This is a genomic window from uncultured Tenacibaculum sp., from assembly GCF_947504135.1.
In the GTDB taxonomy this organism is placed as follows: domain Bacteria; phylum Bacteroidota; class Bacteroidia; order Flavobacteriales; family Flavobacteriaceae; genus Polaribacter.
Window position 1 is genome coordinate 125,076 of sequence record NZ_CANNGG010000003.1, and the last position, 17,955, is coordinate 143,030.

The following is a 17,955-nucleotide window of genomic DNA, read 5'->3' on the forward strand; positions in this document are numbered from 1 at the left end:
TCTACGACTGAGAAATCTTAACAATGGGAGTTACTATCCTTAGTAAGACTTCTCGTTATCACTCGAAATGACGTTTATTAATTACTTGTATTCTAACATCTCTCTAAAACCTCCAACACACTATACGCGTTACCTTGTTTCCTTGGTGCATAGGAACTACTTTAAACTCTTTAACTCCTAATTTCTTACCTGAGTTCTGTAAACTTTCTACGTTTTCTTTTTTAGAAACCAAACTTGTAAACCATTTACTTACTTTCGGATATTTAGAACTCTCATATAAATAGGTATGCAAAAAAGCTTTTTCTCCACCTATATACCATAGCTCGTTTGAGTTCCCTGCAAAATTACGTACTGCATTGTTTCCTAAGTTTCTAGATTTTCTTCGGTTGGCTCCTCTCGCCTCTTCTGCCGATTTATAAAATGGAGGATTACACATAGTTATTGTAAAAGCATCTCCTTCTTCTATAATTTCTTCTAAGATATGTTCTTCTTTAAACTGTTGTCTTAATTCAACCTTATCAGTAAAACCATTATCATCTATAATATCTTGAGCATAATCTAACGAATCTAAATCGATATCGGTTGCTACAAAATTCCAATCGTATACTGCAATTCCCAACAAAGGATAAATACAACTTGCCCCTGTACCAATATCTAACACCGTTACATTTTCCTCACCTGCAACTAAATCAGCTAAATGATGAATATAGTCCACTCTTCCTGGTATTGGTGGACATAAATTCTCATCAGAAAAATTCCAATGTTTAATATTATAATGAGCTGTTAATAATGCCTTATTAAACTCTTTTACTGCTATTGGATCAGAAAAATCGATGGTTTCCTTCTCAAATTTTTCAATGATAAATTCAGAAAGTTTCGGGTACTTTTCTACTAATAGCGTGAAGTCGTATCCTTGGTTGTGTATGTTTTTAGGATGTAATCCTTTTTTTGTGCTCATTAAAGTGTAATAAGGGTAAACTCTAATTGTAACGGATGTAAGTTTTCTTTTAGAATTGTTATGAAGTCTGCTCCATACTCTAAATAGAACTCAGAAAAATTACGTTGACGCTCTTCTAAACTTTGATTAGGCAATAATTCGTTTTGCAAAGCTACGATTCTTTCAACCATTTCTTTTTGACGTCGTTTTTCTGCTCGTAACCATCTTTTTTCAAGGTTTTCTAACCCTTTAACCTGCTTTCTTTCTTGTGCATTTACAGCCCCTAAGAAAGAAACATCGGTTTTTTTAGCTAGCTCACGTAAATCATCAAATTGTTGTTGTAAAAACTGTTTTTTCTTGGTAAAATCTACCTTAGTATCGCCGTTAGCCAACACTTTTCTTGCTAGTAAGTCGTCTTGTTTTAAAAAGAGTTCTTCTTCTGAAACGTTTAGTTTTTCTAACTTACCTAACTGCTTTTCTGAAAGTATTTGAGCTGAGTTTCTTAATAACAAAATAGGAAACGGAACATTTACTTTATCAAAATATGCCTTTAACTCTAACCAATACGCTAACTCTCCTCCTCCACCTATGTAACATAAGTTCGGTAAAATTACCTCTTGGTATAGTGGACGCATAATTACGTTTGGCGAAAAACATTCTGGCTGACTATGTAAATGGTCTAAGATTTCATCCTTTGTCCAAGAAATATCTGTATTGTTTACTTTGTAAATTCCGTTTTCAAGAACAATACGTTCACGAATCCTATCGGTAATATAAAACAAGTTTATCTCACGCGGATTTACTTGTATTTTATATGATTGTTCTAGTTCTGTAATTGTTTTCGAAACTTCTTTATAAGAAGTTTCATGTAACAAATCGTACTCTACATAAGGTATTAACGCTCTTTTTAATTCTCTTTCGTCAGCATCTAAAATTACCAAACCATATTTTCCAAAAAGTTTGTCAGCTATATATCTGGTTGCATCTGCTAATGTTTTGTGCTGTAAATATCCTTTTTCAAAGAGTTCTTTTATTTGAATAGCATTTTTTGAACTTCCTAAATGTTCAGCAAATACTTCAAATACATCTTGTAACCCTTCGGTTGTAAAACGTCCTACAGGTCCTTTTTGGTCAGAGTTCCACTGTACTTTTTTTCCTTTAAAGTTAAAGAAGTTAATTTCTTCAAAATCGTGATCTTCTGTTGCCATCCAATATACAGGTACAAAATTCTCATTAGGAAATTGCATTGATAAATGCTCGCACATGTTTATGGTTGATATAATTTTATACAGAAAATATAACGGTCCCGTAAACAAATTCAGCTGATGTCCTGTTGTTATTGTAAACGTATTCTCTTTTAGTAAACTTTCTATATTTTTTTGTGTCTCAAAAGATAAATCAACATCTTTGTATTGCTTTCTCAATACTTCAACCAGTCTTTTTCTTTGAGTACTCGATATAGGATTTTCTTTCTTTTCTTCTAGTTGCTTTTCAAAGTTTCGTAAACTCGGATAACGGTTATAAAAAGGTTGAATTTTTTCATCAGCCTTTAAATAGTCCTCCATTGTTTTAGAAAAGAATCCTGTGTTTTTATAAGGGATATTGGTTATGTTCATTACTTATTAGCTCTTTGAAATAGTGTGTAAACATACGGACGTTCTCCTCCGTACGGATTTACAAATGTGTGATTAAAACTGTTGACTAAAGCAAAATCGTTTCCTAATTTTTCTTGTAGCATTTCCGTATTGTAACGTTTTAATTGCAGTCCACAACATTTTTCTGCTCCGTCTAAAGCAAAAACAGCAATAATTACGAATCCGTCAACTTTTACAAGCTTCTTTAACAGGTTAAAATAGGCGTTTTGTTCTTCTTCTTTTAAAAAAAAATGTAGTACTGCTCTATCGTTCCAAACATCAACTTCTTCAAGATCTTGTAGTTGGGTTGAAGCCACTAAATTATCTGTTATAAAGTTAACTTTTGATGCACTTTCTCCTAATCGTTTTTTTACATCGGCTAGTGCTTTTTCAGATAAATCATTTGCTATTAAACCTGAATATCCATCGGCTACTAGCTCATCAATTAACATAGACGAACCAACACCAACGTTTAAGATTTTAGCGTCTTTTGGTACGTTAGATTCCTTTAATAATTCAATAGTTTCTTTCGAACTTTCTTCGAACCATCCTAGTTTTTCAGTTGGATTTTTTACATAGGCTGCATTCCAGTGTTCTTTATAGTTAATTTCTCCCGGAATGTTACACTCACTCTCTTTTGTAGTCATAGTTCAAAAATAGGAAAATTTAATCCTTTGTCGAAAACTTACCACACTTCTAACAGATTTTTAACTACATTCTTTTTTAAACCATCTATTTAGGTATTTTTACAGTTAGTAAATTACAATTATGCAGTTTAAACATCCTGAGATTTTATATTTCTTAGTTTTTTTACTCATTCCTATTTTGGTACACCTGTTCCAACTACAGCGATTTGTAAAAGTTCCGTTTACCAATGTAGCTTTTTTACAAAAGTTAGTATTACAAACACGTAAAAGTTCTCGTATAAAAAAATGGCTGATTTTAACTACTCGTTTACTGCTACTCGCTGCCCTTATTTTTGCATTTGCTCAGCCATATTTTAGCAACCATAAAGCAAATGAAGAGCAACATTTTTTTATGTATCTTGATAATTCTTTAAGTACTAACGCTATTGGACAAAAAGGTAATTTATTACAAATTGCTACCCAAGAAATTATTGAAAACTCTACTGATAGAACAAGTTATTCTTTACTTACAAACGATCATTTTTACGCAAATAAAACAGCTTCTGAACTAAAAGAAGAGTTGTTAAAAACAACAAATACCGCAAAAAGTAGAGACCTTGCGGATGTTTTTTTAAAAATGACTAGTGAGCAAAAGTCTATAACTTCATCTACCAAAAACATTGTAATTTCTGATTTTCAAAATATTAAAAAAGAAGAAACTGACAATGCCCCTGAAAATACTTCTTTTGTAAAGTTAGTACCTGAACAAAAAAGCAACATTTCTATTGATAGTATTTTTGTAGATGACAATGGAAGTTCTAATTTCAACGTACATATTGTTGTTAGAAATCAAGGAAATGCTAAAAATGACATTCCTATTGCTATATACAATAATGACAAGTTATTAAATAAACAAACCTTTAGTATTGAGGAAAACAAGACTACAGAGGTTACTTTTTCTGTTGTAAAAATCCCTGTGTTTTTAGGTAGAGTTGCTATTAATTTTAACGACACTTATGGGTTTGATAATTCGTTTTATTTTACCATTAATGCTAACGAAAAAATTAATGTATTAGCAATTGGAGAATTAAATAACTTCTTACAGCGAATTTATACCAAAGAAGAGTTTAACTTTACTTCTTCTACGCTACAAAATGCCAACTATAATTTGATAGACAAGCAACATCTTATTGTATTAAATGAGTTGGAAAGTATTCCAGAAACACTTCTGAATAGTTTAGATAATTACACTAAAAAAGGTGGAAATCTTGTTATAATTCCAAATAAAGAATCAGCACTTTCTTCTTATAACAACTTTTTCGGAAAGCTAAATACAGGAAAGTTACTTTCTAAAAAGAATGATAGTTTAAAAGTTACTTCGATTAATTATAATCACCCTCTTTTAAAAAATGTTTTCGAAAAGAAAGTTGCTAACTTCCAATATCCGTTTGTGAAAACTTCTTTTAATTCAGAATTTAAGAATGCTAGTAACATTATTTCTTTTGAAAACAAACAAGGGTTTATTAAACAGATTAATCTGCCAAATACTTCTATGTATTGGGTAGCAGCTCCTCTAAATAAAGACAATAGTAATTTTACCAACTCTCCTTTGATTGTACCTGTTTTTTATAACATAGGAAAACAGAGTTTACAACTTTCTGAATTGTATTATACCATAGACAAACAAAACACTATTGATATTGATAAACAACTAGGTAAAGATGAAGTTTTAAGTATTGTTAGTAGCAAAGGTTCTTTTATTCCTTTGCAACAAACTTTTCAAAATAAAACACGTATTACAACTAAAGATCAACCTTTAGTTGCCGGCTTTTATCAAATACAGCAAGGAAATAATGTGCTTAGAAATGTTGCTTTTAATTATAACAAAAGTGAAAGTGCTTTAGATTTTTTAACATTTTCTGAAGCTAATAATATGACTATATCTACTTCAGTTAAAAACACCTTGGAAAGTATTAATGATGAAAACAAAATTCAATGGCTTTGGAAATGGTTTTTGGGCTTAGCTATTGTATCTTTGCTTTTAGAAATTTTGATTTTAAAATTCTTTAAACCATGACAACGCTGCTTAAATCGGCAACAATAATAGATGCTTCTAGTCCTTACCACCAACAAACTAAAGATATTTTAATTACCAACGGTATTATTACCAAAATTGACAACAACATTGCTAGTGAAGAAACTTATCAAGTTATAGAGCTTGAGAATCTTCATGTATCACCAGGTTGGTTTGATACGAGCGTTTCTTTTGGAGAACCTGGTTATGAAGAGCGAGAAACCTTGCAACATGGTGTTCAAGTGGCGGCTAAAAGTGGTTTTACACATGTAGCTATCAATCCAAATACCAATCCTGTTGTTGATAATAAATCAGCCATAGAGTTTTTAATTAATAAAGTAAACGGAGCGGCAACCAGCATTCATCCTATTGGAGCCTTAACACAGCAAAGTAAAGGTGTTGAAATGTCTGAAATGTACGACATGCAACAATCGGGAGCTATTGCTTTTGGTGATTATAACAAACCCGTTAGCAATGATAATTTGTTAAAGATAGTATTGTTATATGCTCAAAATTTTGACGGATTGGTACTAAGCTTTCCTAAAAACAATTTAATTGCTGGTGAAGGTGTTGCTAATGAAGGAAAAAACAGTACGCTTTTAGGATTGAAAGGAATTCCTGCACTTGCAGAAGAAATCCAAATTTCTCGCGATTTATTTTTGTTAGAATACACAGGCGGAAAATTACACATCCCTACTATCTCAACTGCTAAGTCTGTTCAACTTATTAAAGAAGCAAAAGAAAAAGGCTTAGATGTAACGTGTAGTGTTGCTGTACATAATTTAGTATTGACAGATGACGAGCTACATGGTTTTGAAGCTAATAAAAAAGTAAATCCTCCTCTACGTACAGAAGAAGATAGAAAAGCTTTAATACAAGGGGTAAAAGAAGGAGTTATTGATATAATTACATCAGATCATAATCCTATTGATATTGAACATAAAAAAGTAGAATTTTCTACTGCAAAAGACGGTACTATTGGTTTAGAAAGTGCTTTTGGAGCGTTAAATACTGTATTAGATTTAGAAACTATCATCAACTGTTTATCTAACAATCCTAGAAAACGTTTTAATGTTGAATTAGCTTCCATAAAAGAAGATGAAAAAGCTAGTTTGTCTATTTTTAATCCTGATGGAGCGTATACTTTCTCTAAGGAAAATATTGTTTCTACCTCGAAAAACAGTATCTTTCTAGGGAAAAAGCTAGAAGGAAAAGTTTATGGTATTTACAATAATAGTCAACTAATTTTAAACTCATAGAATCATGGAAAATCTAACAGTAAACGAAGGAAAAACTGAAGCAATTATTAGCCACTTCACAATTATAGGACTTATCATAGCTTTCGTTTTAAACATGAACAAAAAAAATGCTTTTGCTAGTTTTTACATTAGGCAAATGCTAGGGCTAAATATATTGTACATGGCGAATATGTGGATTGTTTATAAATATTTAGGAAATACAATAGGTTGGGCTGTAGGAGTACTATTATTTGTACTTTGGTTAATTAGCCTTTTAGCAGTTTTAAAAGGAGAAAAAAAGCTTGTACCAGTTGTTGGTGAACAATTTCAAAACCTATTTAAAGGAATTTAATACATGAGTTTACAATACATTGTAAGAGAACCTAAAACCTCTAACGCTAACCCTCCGTTGTTAATTTTATTACACGGATATGGTAGCAACGAACAAGATTTATTTTCATTTGCAGAAGAATTACCAGACGATTTATTAATTGTAAGCGCTAGAGCTCCTCACGATATGGGCTATGGTGGTTATGCTTGGTATGCTATAAATTTTGATTCAATTAACGGTAAGTTCTCTGATTTAAAACAAGCAGCTGAATCAGTTGATAAGATTGCTTCTCTTATAGACGAAATCAAACAGAAATACAACACCAACCCTGATAAAACATTTTTATTAGGATTTAGCCAAGGAGCTATTTTAAGTTATGCGCTAAGTTTTAAATACCCTAACAAAGTACAACATGTAGTTGCTTTAAGCGGCTATATTAACGAAGAGTTATTACCTACTGAAATAGACAACTCTATTACAACAGATTATTATATTTCTCACGGAACTGTAGATCAAGTTCTTCCTATAGATTGGGCACGTAAAGCTCCTATTATACTGAAAGACTTAAAGTTAAAAAATGAATATTCAGAATACCCCGTAGGTCACGGAGTAGCTCCTCAAAACTTCTATAGTTTTAAAAACTGGATCGTGGAAAGACTATAAATTTTAACAGTTAAATTGATTAAATTTAATATTTTTGCAATCTAAAAAAATGGCATGAGCAACATATTCAATCAAGATATATTATACTATTGGAGTGCTCCTTTCTTCATTTCAGTAATTTTAATTGAAATGTACTTTAGTTATAGAGCTAAAGCTAAAAACTACGATTTTAAAGACACAGCTACTAATGTTTACTTTGCTTTAGTTAACTTTAGCTTAGATTTACTAATGAAGGTTGTTTCTTTTGCCATTATGGGGTTTTGTTACCAATACAGAATTATCGACTGGGAAGGTAACATGTCATGGGCATATTGGTTATTAGCTTTTATTGGTCAAGACTTTTTGTACTACATACACCATTATGTAGATCATCATTCACGATTTTTCTGGGCTGTACACGTAACGCATCACAACTCTGAATTTTACAACATTTCAACTGGTTTTAGATCTCCAGTTTTACAGCCTTTGTTTAGGTATATGTTCTTTTTACCGTTAGCTTTTCTAGGTGTTATGCCGTTGCATATTATGTTTGCATATGCCATGAATCAAAACTACGGAACCTTATGTCATACTAACTTTATTAAAAGTAAATTAGGTTGGTGGGGATATATTTTTGTAACTCCTTCTCATCACAGAGTGCATCATGCTTCAAATACCAAATACCTTGATAAAAATATGGGAATGGTCTTAATTATTTGGGATCGTATTTTTGGAACTTTTCAAGCTGAAGAGGATGAAACTGAATATGAAAAATTACGTTATGGTTTAACCAAACCATTAGAAGACAAGGGACCTATTAACATTATCTTCCATGAATGGAAAGAAATTTTTAACGACTTCTTTAAACGAAAAAAGAATTTACCTTTTACAACACGACTAAAATACGTGTTTATGCCCCCAGGATGGAGTCATGACGGTAGCACTAAAACAAGTAGAGAATTACAAAAAGAACTTGCCTCCGCTACAGAAGTAATAAAACCTACAGAATAATTTAGGGTAAGTCCACAAAAAATAAAAGTCGAGTAAATACTCGACTTTTTTCTTTTATTAAATAGATATACTATTATTTTAATATCTGATTTGCGTGTTCCTTTGTTTTTACTTTCGTAATTACATCTTCAATTACTCCTTTTTCATCAATTACAAAAGTAGTACGGTGAATTCCATCATATTCTCTTCCCATAAATTTCTTAGGCCCCCAAACTCCAAATGCATTGATTACCTCTTTATCTTCATCTGCTAACAAAGGAAAAGGTAATTCATTTTTATTAATAAAATTTTGTTGACGTCTTGCTGAGTCTGCACTTACCCCTAAAACATCATACCCTTTTGCTAAAAAAGTTTTGTAATTATCACGTAAGTCACAAGCTTCTGCTGTACAACCTGGTGTACTTGCCTTTGGGTAAAAGAATAGTACTAGTTTTTTTCCTGCATAATCAGAAAGTTTAACCGCATTACCTTTTTCGTCTACCGATTCAAAATTTGGTGCCTTATCTCCTATTTTTAGTGTTGTCATATTATTTTGTTTCAAAGTTATAAAGTCAAAGTTACAAAGTTGATTTTGATTATCCATAAAACATACGAAGCTTCTTTGTACCTTTGATCTTTTCAAATTTTATAAAGCAATGACAAAAGCAGAAAAAGTACAATTTGTTATAGATACTTTAGAAGAGTTATATCCTGAAACTCCCATCCCTTTAGACCATAAAGATCCTTACACATTATTAATTGCTGTATTAATGTCTGCTCAAAGTACTGATGCTCGTGTAAACACTATTACCCCATTATTATTTGAAAAAGCTGATAATCCGTATGATATGGTAAAGCTTACTGTTGATGAAATTAGAGAGATTATCAAACCTGTTGGTTTATCACCAATGAAGTCGAAAGGAATTCACGGTTTATCTAAAATCTTAATTGAAAAACATAATGGTGAAGTTCCTATTGTTATGGATGCTTTAGAGGAACTACCAGCTGTAGGACACAAAACAGCTAGTGTGGTAATGTCGCAAGCTTTTGATATTCCTGCTTTTCCTGTAGATACCCATATTCATAGATTAATGTATCGTTGGAATTTATCTAACGGAAAAAGTGTTTCACAAACTGAAAAAGATGCAAAACGTTTATTCCCTAAAGAATTATGGAATAAATTACACTTACAAATTATTTATTACGGACGAGAGTACTCTCCTGCTCGAGGTTGGAAATTAGAAAATGATATTATTACAAAAACGGTAGGAAGAAAATCGGTAATAGACGATTATAACAAAAAGAAAGCCTAAAAAAAGCCCCAACCTTGTTGAAGCTTTTTCCACTCTTAATTCAAATTCAATTCAATGAGATAGTTTGATTTCGTTTTAACTACTTTTAACGATTTAGAAAAATTAATCAAATATTGAACTGTTTCTTGTTTTGGTTCCATAGTAAAGTCTGAAGACTTTTCTGAGTAAATTTGCATCATATAACCCCTTATTTATAACTTATAATCAATGAATTAACGATGCATTTTTCCAAATATTGTTTAACTGACTAAAATAATTTTATTTTTTTCAATTATTTTTCTCAAATTAATCAAAGCATAACGCATTCTTCCTAATGCTGTATTGATGCTAACACCTGTATTTTCCGATATTTCGTTAAAACTCATGTCATTATAAATACGCATCTTTAAAACCTCTTTTTGTTCTTCTGGTAATTCTTCAACTAACTCTTTGACATCGTTTAAAATTTGTTCTTTAATAATTTTTCCTTCAGCATTTAATGCTCCATCACTTAAAACCGAAAAAATATCAAACTCTTCTGTATTATTAAACGTTGGCATGCGATTGTTCTTTCTAAAATAATCTATAATTAAATTATGAGCAATACGCATAACCCAAGGTAAAAATTTACCTTCTTCGTTATAATTTCCTTTTTTTAGCGTTCTTATTACCTTGATAAAGGTGTCTTGAAAAATATCTTCTGTAGTATCTCTATTTTGTACTTTACTATAAATAAAGCTATAAAGACGTTGTTGGTGTCGTTTAATCAATAATTCAATGGCTAGTTCGTTGCCGTTAATGTAGTTTTTTACTAAAACACTATCGTCGATTATGTCTTTCATAATAATTACTTTTTGAAGGGGAACTAATTCGTTCTCTTCTTGTTAAGGGATATTAAGTTATAAAGTAATTATTATGCTATAGGCCTTTATTTATTTATTGATTAATAATGAATTACAAATATTGAATTTTTTATTAATAAAAGCAAAAAAACTCACAAAAAAGAGAAAAACACTGTTATAACCACGTTAAAATCACTTAAAAATTGGTATTTTTATCGCTTATTTTTTGAGCACATGAAGACTGACATTTCAACTGTAAACCCTAAAGAAAACATTATAATCAAAGGAGCTAAACTGCACAATTTAAAGAACATTGATGTAGTTATCCCTCGTAATAAATTAGTCGTTATTACTGGACTTTCGGGATCTGGAAAGTCTTCTTTAGCATTTGATACTCTATATGCCGAAGGACAACGTCGTTATGTAGAAAGTTTAAGTTCGTACGCTCGTCAGTTTTTAGGAAAACTACACAAACCAAAAGTTGATTACATTAAAGGAATTGCGCCTGCTATTGCTATTGAACAAAAAGTAAACGCTACTAATCCACGTTCAACAGTTGGTACATCAACAGAGATATACGATTATATTAAATTATTATTCGCACGTATTGGTAAAACCTTCTCTCCTATTTCGGGTAATGAAGTAAAAAAACACACTGTTTCTGACGTTATCAATCATGTAAAAACTTTTGAGGAACGCACAAAACTATTATTACTTGCTCCTATACATATTAATAAAGACAGAGATATAAAGACTGTTTTACAAGTATTAACACAGCAAGGGTATGCTCGTTTAAAATATCAAGATACCGTATACAGAATTGATGAATTCCCAGTAAAAGATTTTAAAGGAAGCCAATTACAATTAGTTGTTGATAGGATTGTTGTAAAACACGAAGAAGATTTTTACAACCGTCTTGGTGATGCTATTCAAACAGCTTTTTTTGAAGGAAAAGGAATCTGTTTTATTGAAAACTTATCAGATAACAGTACCACTGAGTTCAGTAACAAATTTGAGTTAGACGGAATTTCGTTCCTAGAACCAAACACTCATTTATTTAGTTTTAATAACCCATACGGAGCTTGTCCAACCTGTGAAGGTTACGGAGATGTAATTGGTATTGATGAAGATTTAGTAATTCCTAACACAGGATTATCTATCTACGAAGATGCTATTTTCCCTTTTAAAACAGATAGTTACAAAAAATATAAAAATGATTTAATTCTAAATGCTTCAGCATTCGGAATTTCTATACATAAACCATGGTTTGAACTTACAGATGAACAAAAAGACTTGGTTTGGAATGGAACTAAAAAATTTAAAGGAATTAATCATTTATTCAAAAAATTAGAAGAAAAAAGTTACAAAATTCAAAACCGTGTAATGCTTTCTCGCTATCGCGGAAAAACAAAATGTACAGAGTGTAACGGTAAACGTTTGCGTAAAGAAGCCAACTACGTTCAAGTTTACGGTAAAACTATTGATGAATTAGTAACCCTGCCTCTTGATGAGTTAGCGGTATTCTTCAATAATATTGAATTAAACAAATACGAAGAAAAAATTGGTAAACGTTTACTTACCGAAATTAATAATCGTTTACAGTTTTTAACAGATGTTGGTTTAAGCTATCTAACGTTAAATAGAACGTCTAACACGCTATCAGGTGGAGAAAGTCAACGAATTAATTTAGCTACTTCCTTAGGGAGTTCGTTAGTAGGTTCTATGTATATTTTAGATGAACCAAGTATTGGATTACACCCAAAGGACACGGAAAGACTCATTGGCGTGTTAAAAAATCTACGTGATTTAGGTAACACCGTAATTGTAGTTGAGCATGATGAAGATATCATGAAAGAGGCTGATTACATTATTGATATTGGTCCTGAAGCAGGAACTTATGGTGGAAATGTTGTTGCCGAAGGAACTTTTAAAGATATCTTACAATCTGAGTCCCTTACAGCTAAATATTTATCTGAAGAATTAAAAATTGAAATCCCTACTAGTAGAAGAACTTCAAAAAATTCTATTGATATTATTGGTGCTCGTGAAAATAACTTAAAGAACATTGATGTTTCTTTTCCACTTAACAATTTAACCGTTATTACAGGAGTTTCAGGTAGTGGTAAAAGTACCTTGGTTAAGAAAATTCTGTATCCTGCTATGCAAAAAAAGCTAATCGGATATGGTGAAAAACTAGGGCAACATACTGATGTTACGGGTAGCTTTGACTTGTTAAAGCATGTAGAGTTTATCGATCAAAATCCTATTGGCCGTTCTTCACGCTCTAACCCTGTAACGTATATAAAAGCGTATGATGATATTCGTAAGCTACTTTCGTCTCAAAAACTATCTAAAATAAGAAATTACCAACCTAAACATTTTTCTTTTAATGTAGATGGTGGTCGATGTGAAGTATGTAAAGGTGAAGGAGAAGTTACTATTGAAATGCAATTTATGGCCGATGTACATTTAGAATGTGAAACTTGTGGTGGTAAGCGCTTTAAAAAAGAAGTACTGGAAGTAACTTTTGAGGGAAAATCGATTGATGATATTTTAAACATGACAATTGATGATGCCGTTGCTTTTTTTACAAAACACAAACAAACCAAAATAGCCCGAAAATTAAAGCCTTTACATGATGTTGGACTCGGTTATGTACAATTAGGCCAGTCATCTTCTACCCTTTCTGGTGGTGAAGCACAGCGTATAAAACTAGCTTCGTTTTTAGTAAAAGGAAATACCAAAGACAAAGCTTTGTTTATTTTTGATGAACCCACAACTGGATTGCATTTTCATGATATTAAAAAATTATTAGCTTCTTTTAATGCGCTAATTGAGCGAGGACACTCAATTATTGTTATTGAACACAATATTGAATTGATTAAATGCGCTGATTATATTATTGATCTTGGTTTAGAGGGTGGAAAAAAAGGCGGAAACTTAATCTTTGCAGGCACCCCTGAAGAATTAGCTAAAAATAAAAAATCATACACCTCTAAATATTTGGCTGAAAAACTCATTAACTAAACCTTTTTAACTAGAAAAGCCACCCAACCTTTCGGTTAGACAGCCTTTCACAACAAAAATTAACAAAATTTAATAAATAAGAAACTCTTAATTATTTTAATAAGCTATACACAAACTCAGAATAACCTCTTTCTCCAGCTTCGTTTGTTAATGCTAAAAACTTTAGTTTATATAAATTACCATCAGTATCTTCTAATACATAAAAGACATTATCTTTAAGAGAAGGTAAAGTTCCTGGTCCTCCACCATTTCTCCAACTACTACCAATACTACGTTGATCATTTTCAAAGCTGTCTAAATTTACATCTGTCAATGAAAAAGTATTGTATGTATAATCTTCTGCTTCTGTGTCAATCATATACACTTTTACATTAGATTTTAAATTGTTTACTACAAAATCTGAATAACCATATGCCCCGTAACCTGGAATTTCATTCGTAAAAACGGTAAAGTTTAAATCCCACTCAGTTTTTTTAGGTTCAACATTTACAGTATTTTCAGTATTGAAGCTAAAAAAAGTAAAATTAAAACCTTCTGTTTTAGTAATTACAACTTCATTATGTGTAGTTGCATCTAAATCTGCATATTGTAGAACATAAGTACTGCCTTCTTTTAATATTCTAATTTTTTTCCAACCTCTAGAATCATCAGAAATATCTACTCCTCCTACAGCTGGAGTTTCTGTACCTATCTCGTATCCTAAATTTACTAAGTACACTTTATTATCTTCATCATTATCTGATATTTCAGCTATTGCAGTAGTATTTATGTCTCCATTAGGAGCATCAATATACGCCGAACTTTCAGAATCAAAAGTACCCACAGCTACTTTAGGCTGTAAATCTTTAACCTCTTGAGTTGAAGAGTTTACAGCATTTATATTTGTAGAAGATAACTGAGCTGCAGCCATATAAATAGCTCCATTTAAAACAACCTTAAACTTATCTCCTGAGTAAAAGCCTAAATCCCAAGAATCTCTTTTTACGTTTGTTGTAGTATTGGTACTTAAATCTACATATACTTGATTAGGTTGGTTAGGCCCTCCTATTTCTGGTGCTACAGTTGCCCCTTCTATTATTACTTTTATAGGGTCTGAAGGTAAATTATTATCACTAGAACAGCTTGTTAATAAGAAAGCTGCTACTAATAAAGAAAATGATAAAATCTTGTTTGTCATGATTATTAATTTTAAAAATTGATATTATATAATAGTTTTAAATAGTATGATCGTCCGTACCCCAGCAAAAGAGTATTATTATTTGCCGAGTGTGTTCCTCCACTGCTTACGTTATTGACATTTACATTCGTAACATCAAATAAGTTTCTAGCTCCTAAAGTTGTTTCTAACTTGTTCTTAAAAAATGATTTTTTCATAGAAGCATCTAACCAGTTGTAGGATGCTATCGTAGATTTTGAGAAAATTGAATTTCCTTCATTATCTGTACCCGAAGCAATATAGTTTTGTTGTCTTCCGTTATGTTTTAATAAAACTGTGAATGCTGTTTGCCACTTTTCTATTTCATAAGTAGCACTTGTATTTAGCTGAAATGAGTATAAAAAATCATTTTCTGCATTCGCTTCATTATTCGCTATTCTAGATATTCCTTGTACAGTTGCCCCTAAATTAAATACCCAATTGCTAGCTTTTATTGTATTAGTTGATGAAATTCCCCATAGCTTATATGCATCAATGTTTATGTATTGATATTGTAGTGGTGAAGAGTTTACAATTGCTAAATCAATTTTATCATCAACATCTATATAATCAATTTTTACGCTATTTAATAATGATAAACTTGAACCATCAAACCAACTTTTTTTCTTTAAACTCAATGAAGCGGAATATCCATTTTCTGGGTTTAAGTCTTCATTCCCTCTTACATCATGATTAGAATCTACAAAATAGTAGTATAATTCTTCAAAATTTGGGGTTCTATACGAGGTTCCTACGTTACCCCTAAGTTCAAAACCATTTTTTAATAGATAACGAAGGCTTAATGAACCTAAAAGTTTTGAACGAAATAGGGAGTTATATTCAAATCGCAACCCCGGACGAACCATAAAAGAGTCTGAAAAGTTAATTTCAGAAGAACCATATAAAGCATAATTATTTTGTGTTCGCTTTTTATCTTGTTGCGTAACACTGCCTGATGCTTGTGTATCAAAACCGCTTATGTAGCGTGTTTCGTATCCTAATTGAAAATTATGGCGATTGCTTTTTATGAAATTTGAAATAGCTCCTTTCGAAAAGAAAACTTCACTTGACTGATAAACTTCATCGACTTCATTGGTTTTATCTCCATTCAAAATATAATAATTGAACTCGTTTAAGTACCTATCTTGTGTTTGATATGAAGCTGAGAAAGAATACGAACTTCCCGATTTTAAATTACCGTTTACGATTATGCTATTTACAAACCTATTAGTTTTAAAAACTCTATCTGTAGCTGACGGATTGCTAGTTTGTGTATCTGTATTTATATTAGCTCTTACACTTGGATTATAGTAATTTATAAGTTCATTAAAATAATTAAATCGATAACTTAGATTAAATCGGTCATTTTTATAGTTTAAAAACCCGTTAGTATTAATCTGTTCTTTTGGCAACCAGCTATAACCTCTTAAACTATCGTTTTCATAATAATCTCTTCCTTTTCTATTATCATAAAAACCAGCAAATTTGTTTCTATTAAAGCTAATTCTACCAAACCATTTATCAGAAAAGTTATGTGCTATATTTACACTTTGTATGTGTCTTCCCTTATTAAAAAGAGCAAATTCATTGCTAACTGTTTCTTCTTGTAACGATGTTTTTATACTCCATTTACTTCGAGCAGATTTTTTAGTTATAATGTTAATAACTCCAGATACTGAGTTTGCTCCATACTCCACTCCCATAGCTCCTTCAACGATTTCAACTCGCTCAACATCGTCTAAATTAATTTGAGTTAAATCAATATTATTTCCCAGTCCATTATCACTTACTAAAGGAATATTATCAATCAAAATATTGAAGTATTGAGAGTCTAAACCAAATAGCGAAATAGTAGATTTCCCTGACTGAGCATTTGGCACTACTGTTAAGTTTAATTTGAAGTTTAACAAATCAGCTAAATTATTAGCTGCCTGTTTTTCTATTTGTTTTCTATCTATAACTGTTACGTTATATACAGACTTCTTTATTGATTGAGGATTGTATTGTCCTGTGATTACAACTTCTTCAAGACTATTATAATAAACACTATCCTGCTTAATTTCTTCTTGGGAAAAAGACAACATAGTAACAAACAATGACAAAACTCCAATAGCTTTATTTAGAAACATTCTTAATAATTTTCTGCAAATATATCTTTTATTTTAAACCAATCTAAATAAAATTTATATTTTTGTCGAAAATAAATTCAAACAAAAATCATAATGAATAAAATATTATTGAGTTGTATTATATTACTATGTACACTTACCATTAACGCTCAAAGCAAAAAGAAAAAAGATAGACAAGCTATAAAAGACATGTGCGGTTGCTATGAAGTAACTTTCAATTTTGCAGAAACTTTTAATAACAGTAAAGATTCTCTTTACAAGCCTTCAAAGACAAAAAAAGACAAAGGTTTAGAGTGGGCAGAATTAATAGTTGATGAAAATAATAAAATCTCTATTCAACACTTATTACAAGTTGGAAATCCTGCTAACCCACATATTGTTAAACATTGGAGGCAAGATTGGCTATACGAAAACACTGATTTTTACATGTATAATGGTGATAACAATTGGTTATTTCAAACAAAACCTAAATCAGAAGTAAAAAAACAGTGGACTCAAAAAGTATATCAAGTAGATGATAGTCCAAGATATGAAGGCTCTGGAACTTGGGTACATGTTGATGGAAAAAGTTACTGGGAAAATACTACGGATGCTCCTTTACCGAGAAGAGAATATACCAAAAGAAGTGACTACAATGTTACAGAAAGAGGTAATCGTCATGAAATCACAAATTATGGTTGGTTACATGACCAAGACAACAAAAAAATCATACGAGAAGCTGGTAAAGAAGATATTGTTATTGCTCACGAAAAAGGTTACAACACCTATGTTAAAGTACCAGATAGTAGATGTAAAGCTGCACAAAATTGGTGGAGAAAAAATCAAGAAAAATGGCAATTAGTAAGAAATAAGTGGGATGAAGTTTATGGAAGAAACACCAATCTTTCTTTAGAAAATAAAGTAGATAACAAACCTCTTTACAAGCACTTATTTTCTGAAGAAACTTCTGAAGAAAAACAAATTAATAAAACCATTGAATCTTTTGTAAAAAAATAAAC

At 31.2% G+C, this 17,955-nt stretch carries 15 protein-coding genes; 8 read left to right on the forward strand and 7 right to left on the reverse strand.

Features of this window, described 5'->3' with window-relative positions:
* Nucleotides 1-103: 103 nt before the first annotated feature.
* Genes rlmF through Q0663_RS06795 form a run of 3 tightly spaced genes read right to left on the reverse strand, consistent with a single transcriptional unit; the run spans nucleotide 104 to nucleotide 3,218 of the window.
* A complete protein-coding gene (gene rlmF / locus Q0663_RS06785; protein WP_299008514.1) occupies nucleotides 104-958 on the reverse strand; it encodes a 23S rRNA (adenine(1618)-N(6))-methyltransferase RlmF in 855 nt (284 codons plus the stop codon).
* Entirely contained in the window at nucleotides 958-2,553 is a 1,596-nt protein-coding gene (bshC, locus tag Q0663_RS06790; protein WP_299008516.1) for a bacillithiol biosynthesis cysteine-adding enzyme BshC, read from the reverse strand. The genes rlmF and bshC overlap by 1 nt, the downstream gene beginning before the upstream one ends.
* Entirely contained in the window at nucleotides 2,553-3,218 is a 666-nt protein-coding gene (locus tag Q0663_RS06795; protein WP_299008519.1) for a class I SAM-dependent methyltransferase, read from the reverse strand. Before Q0663_RS06795 ends, bshC begins: the two co-directional genes overlap by 1 nt.
* A gap of 121 nt (nucleotides 3,219-3,339) precedes the next feature.
* Here Q0663_RS06795 and Q0663_RS06800 point away from each other — a divergent pair, with 121 nt between their 5' ends.
* Genes Q0663_RS06800 through Q0663_RS06820 form a run of 5 tightly spaced genes read left to right on the forward strand, consistent with a single transcriptional unit; the run spans nucleotide 3,340 to nucleotide 8,493 of the window.
* Complete coding sequence (locus tag Q0663_RS06800; protein ID WP_299008522.1) at nucleotides 3,340-5,274, forward strand: BatA domain-containing protein; 1,935 nt, start codon at nucleotides 3,340-3,342, stop codon at nucleotides 5,272-5,274.
* Nucleotides 5,271-6,530, forward strand: coding sequence for a dihydroorotase family protein (locus tag Q0663_RS06805; RefSeq protein ID WP_299008525.1), 1,260 nt, complete (start codon nucleotides 5,271-5,273; stop codon nucleotides 6,528-6,530). Before Q0663_RS06800 ends, Q0663_RS06805 begins: the two co-directional genes overlap by 4 nt.
* Nucleotides 6,531-6,534: 4 nt before the next feature.
* A complete protein-coding gene (locus Q0663_RS06810; protein ID WP_299008528.1) occupies nucleotides 6,535-6,861 on the forward strand; it encodes a hypothetical protein in 327 nt (108 codons plus the stop codon).
* A gap of 3 nt (nucleotides 6,862-6,864) precedes the next feature.
* Nucleotides 6,865-7,503 carry an alpha/beta hydrolase-fold protein gene (locus Q0663_RS06815; RefSeq protein WP_299008531.1) on the forward strand — a complete coding sequence of 213 codons (639 nt, stop codon included), beginning with the start codon at nucleotides 6,865-6,867 and terminating at the stop codon, nucleotides 7,501-7,503.
* Nucleotides 7,504-7,557: 54 nt separating this feature from the next.
* On the forward strand, nucleotides 7,558-8,493 hold the full coding sequence (locus Q0663_RS06820) for a sterol desaturase family protein (protein WP_299008534.1): 936 nt from the start codon (nucleotides 7,558-7,560) through the stop codon (nucleotides 8,491-8,493).
* A 73-nt stretch (nucleotides 8,494-8,566) separates the two neighbouring features.
* Here the strand turns inward: Q0663_RS06820 and bcp are convergent, their stop codons facing one another.
* Entirely contained in the window at nucleotides 8,567-9,019 is a 453-nt protein-coding gene (bcp, locus tag Q0663_RS06825; RefSeq protein WP_299008536.1) for a thioredoxin-dependent thiol peroxidase, read from the reverse strand.
* Nucleotides 9,020-9,128: 109 nt separating this feature from the next.
* Here bcp and nth point away from each other — a divergent pair, with 109 nt between their 5' ends.
* Nucleotides 9,129-9,785: an endonuclease III gene (gene nth / locus Q0663_RS06830; protein WP_299008539.1), complete on the forward strand. Its 657-nt coding sequence runs from the start codon at nucleotides 9,129-9,131 to the stop codon at nucleotides 9,783-9,785.
* A 239-nt stretch (nucleotides 9,786-10,024) separates the two neighbouring features.
* On the opposite strand, the gene Q0663_RS06835 is transcribed toward nth, so the two are convergent.
* Nucleotides 10,025-10,606, reverse strand: a complete 582-nt coding sequence (locus tag Q0663_RS06835) for a sigma-70 family RNA polymerase sigma factor (protein WP_299008541.1) — start codon at nucleotides 10,604-10,606, stop codon at nucleotides 10,025-10,027.
* A gap of 234 nt (nucleotides 10,607-10,840) precedes the next feature.
* Between Q0663_RS06835 and uvrA the strand changes: the two genes are divergently transcribed.
* Complete coding sequence (gene uvrA / locus Q0663_RS06840) at nucleotides 10,841-13,633, forward strand: excinuclease ABC subunit UvrA (RefSeq protein WP_299008544.1); 2,793 nt, start codon at nucleotides 10,841-10,843, stop codon at nucleotides 13,631-13,633.
* A gap of 91 nt (nucleotides 13,634-13,724) precedes the next feature.
* Here uvrA and Q0663_RS06845 read toward each other — a convergent pair whose 3' ends face one another.
* Both Q0663_RS06845 and Q0663_RS06850 read right to left on the reverse strand, forming a co-directional pair.
* The gene (locus Q0663_RS06845; RefSeq protein WP_299008547.1) at nucleotides 13,725-14,810 is read right to left on the reverse strand and encodes an HmuY family protein; all 1,086 of its coding nucleotides are present in this window, start codon (nucleotides 14,808-14,810) and stop codon (nucleotides 13,725-13,727) included.
* Between the two features lie 11 nt (nucleotides 14,811-14,821).
* Nucleotides 14,822-16,957: a TonB-dependent receptor gene (locus Q0663_RS06850; protein WP_299008553.1), complete on the reverse strand. Its 2,136-nt coding sequence runs from the start codon at nucleotides 16,955-16,957 to the stop codon at nucleotides 14,822-14,824.
* A 93-nt stretch (nucleotides 16,958-17,050) separates the two neighbouring features.
* On the opposite strand from Q0663_RS06850, the gene Q0663_RS06855 reads away from it, so the two are divergent.
* Entirely contained in the window at nucleotides 17,051-17,953 is a 903-nt protein-coding gene (locus Q0663_RS06855; protein ID WP_299008555.1) for a DUF6607 family protein, read from the forward strand.
* The last annotated feature ends 2 nt before the right edge of the window (nucleotides 17,954-17,955 follow it).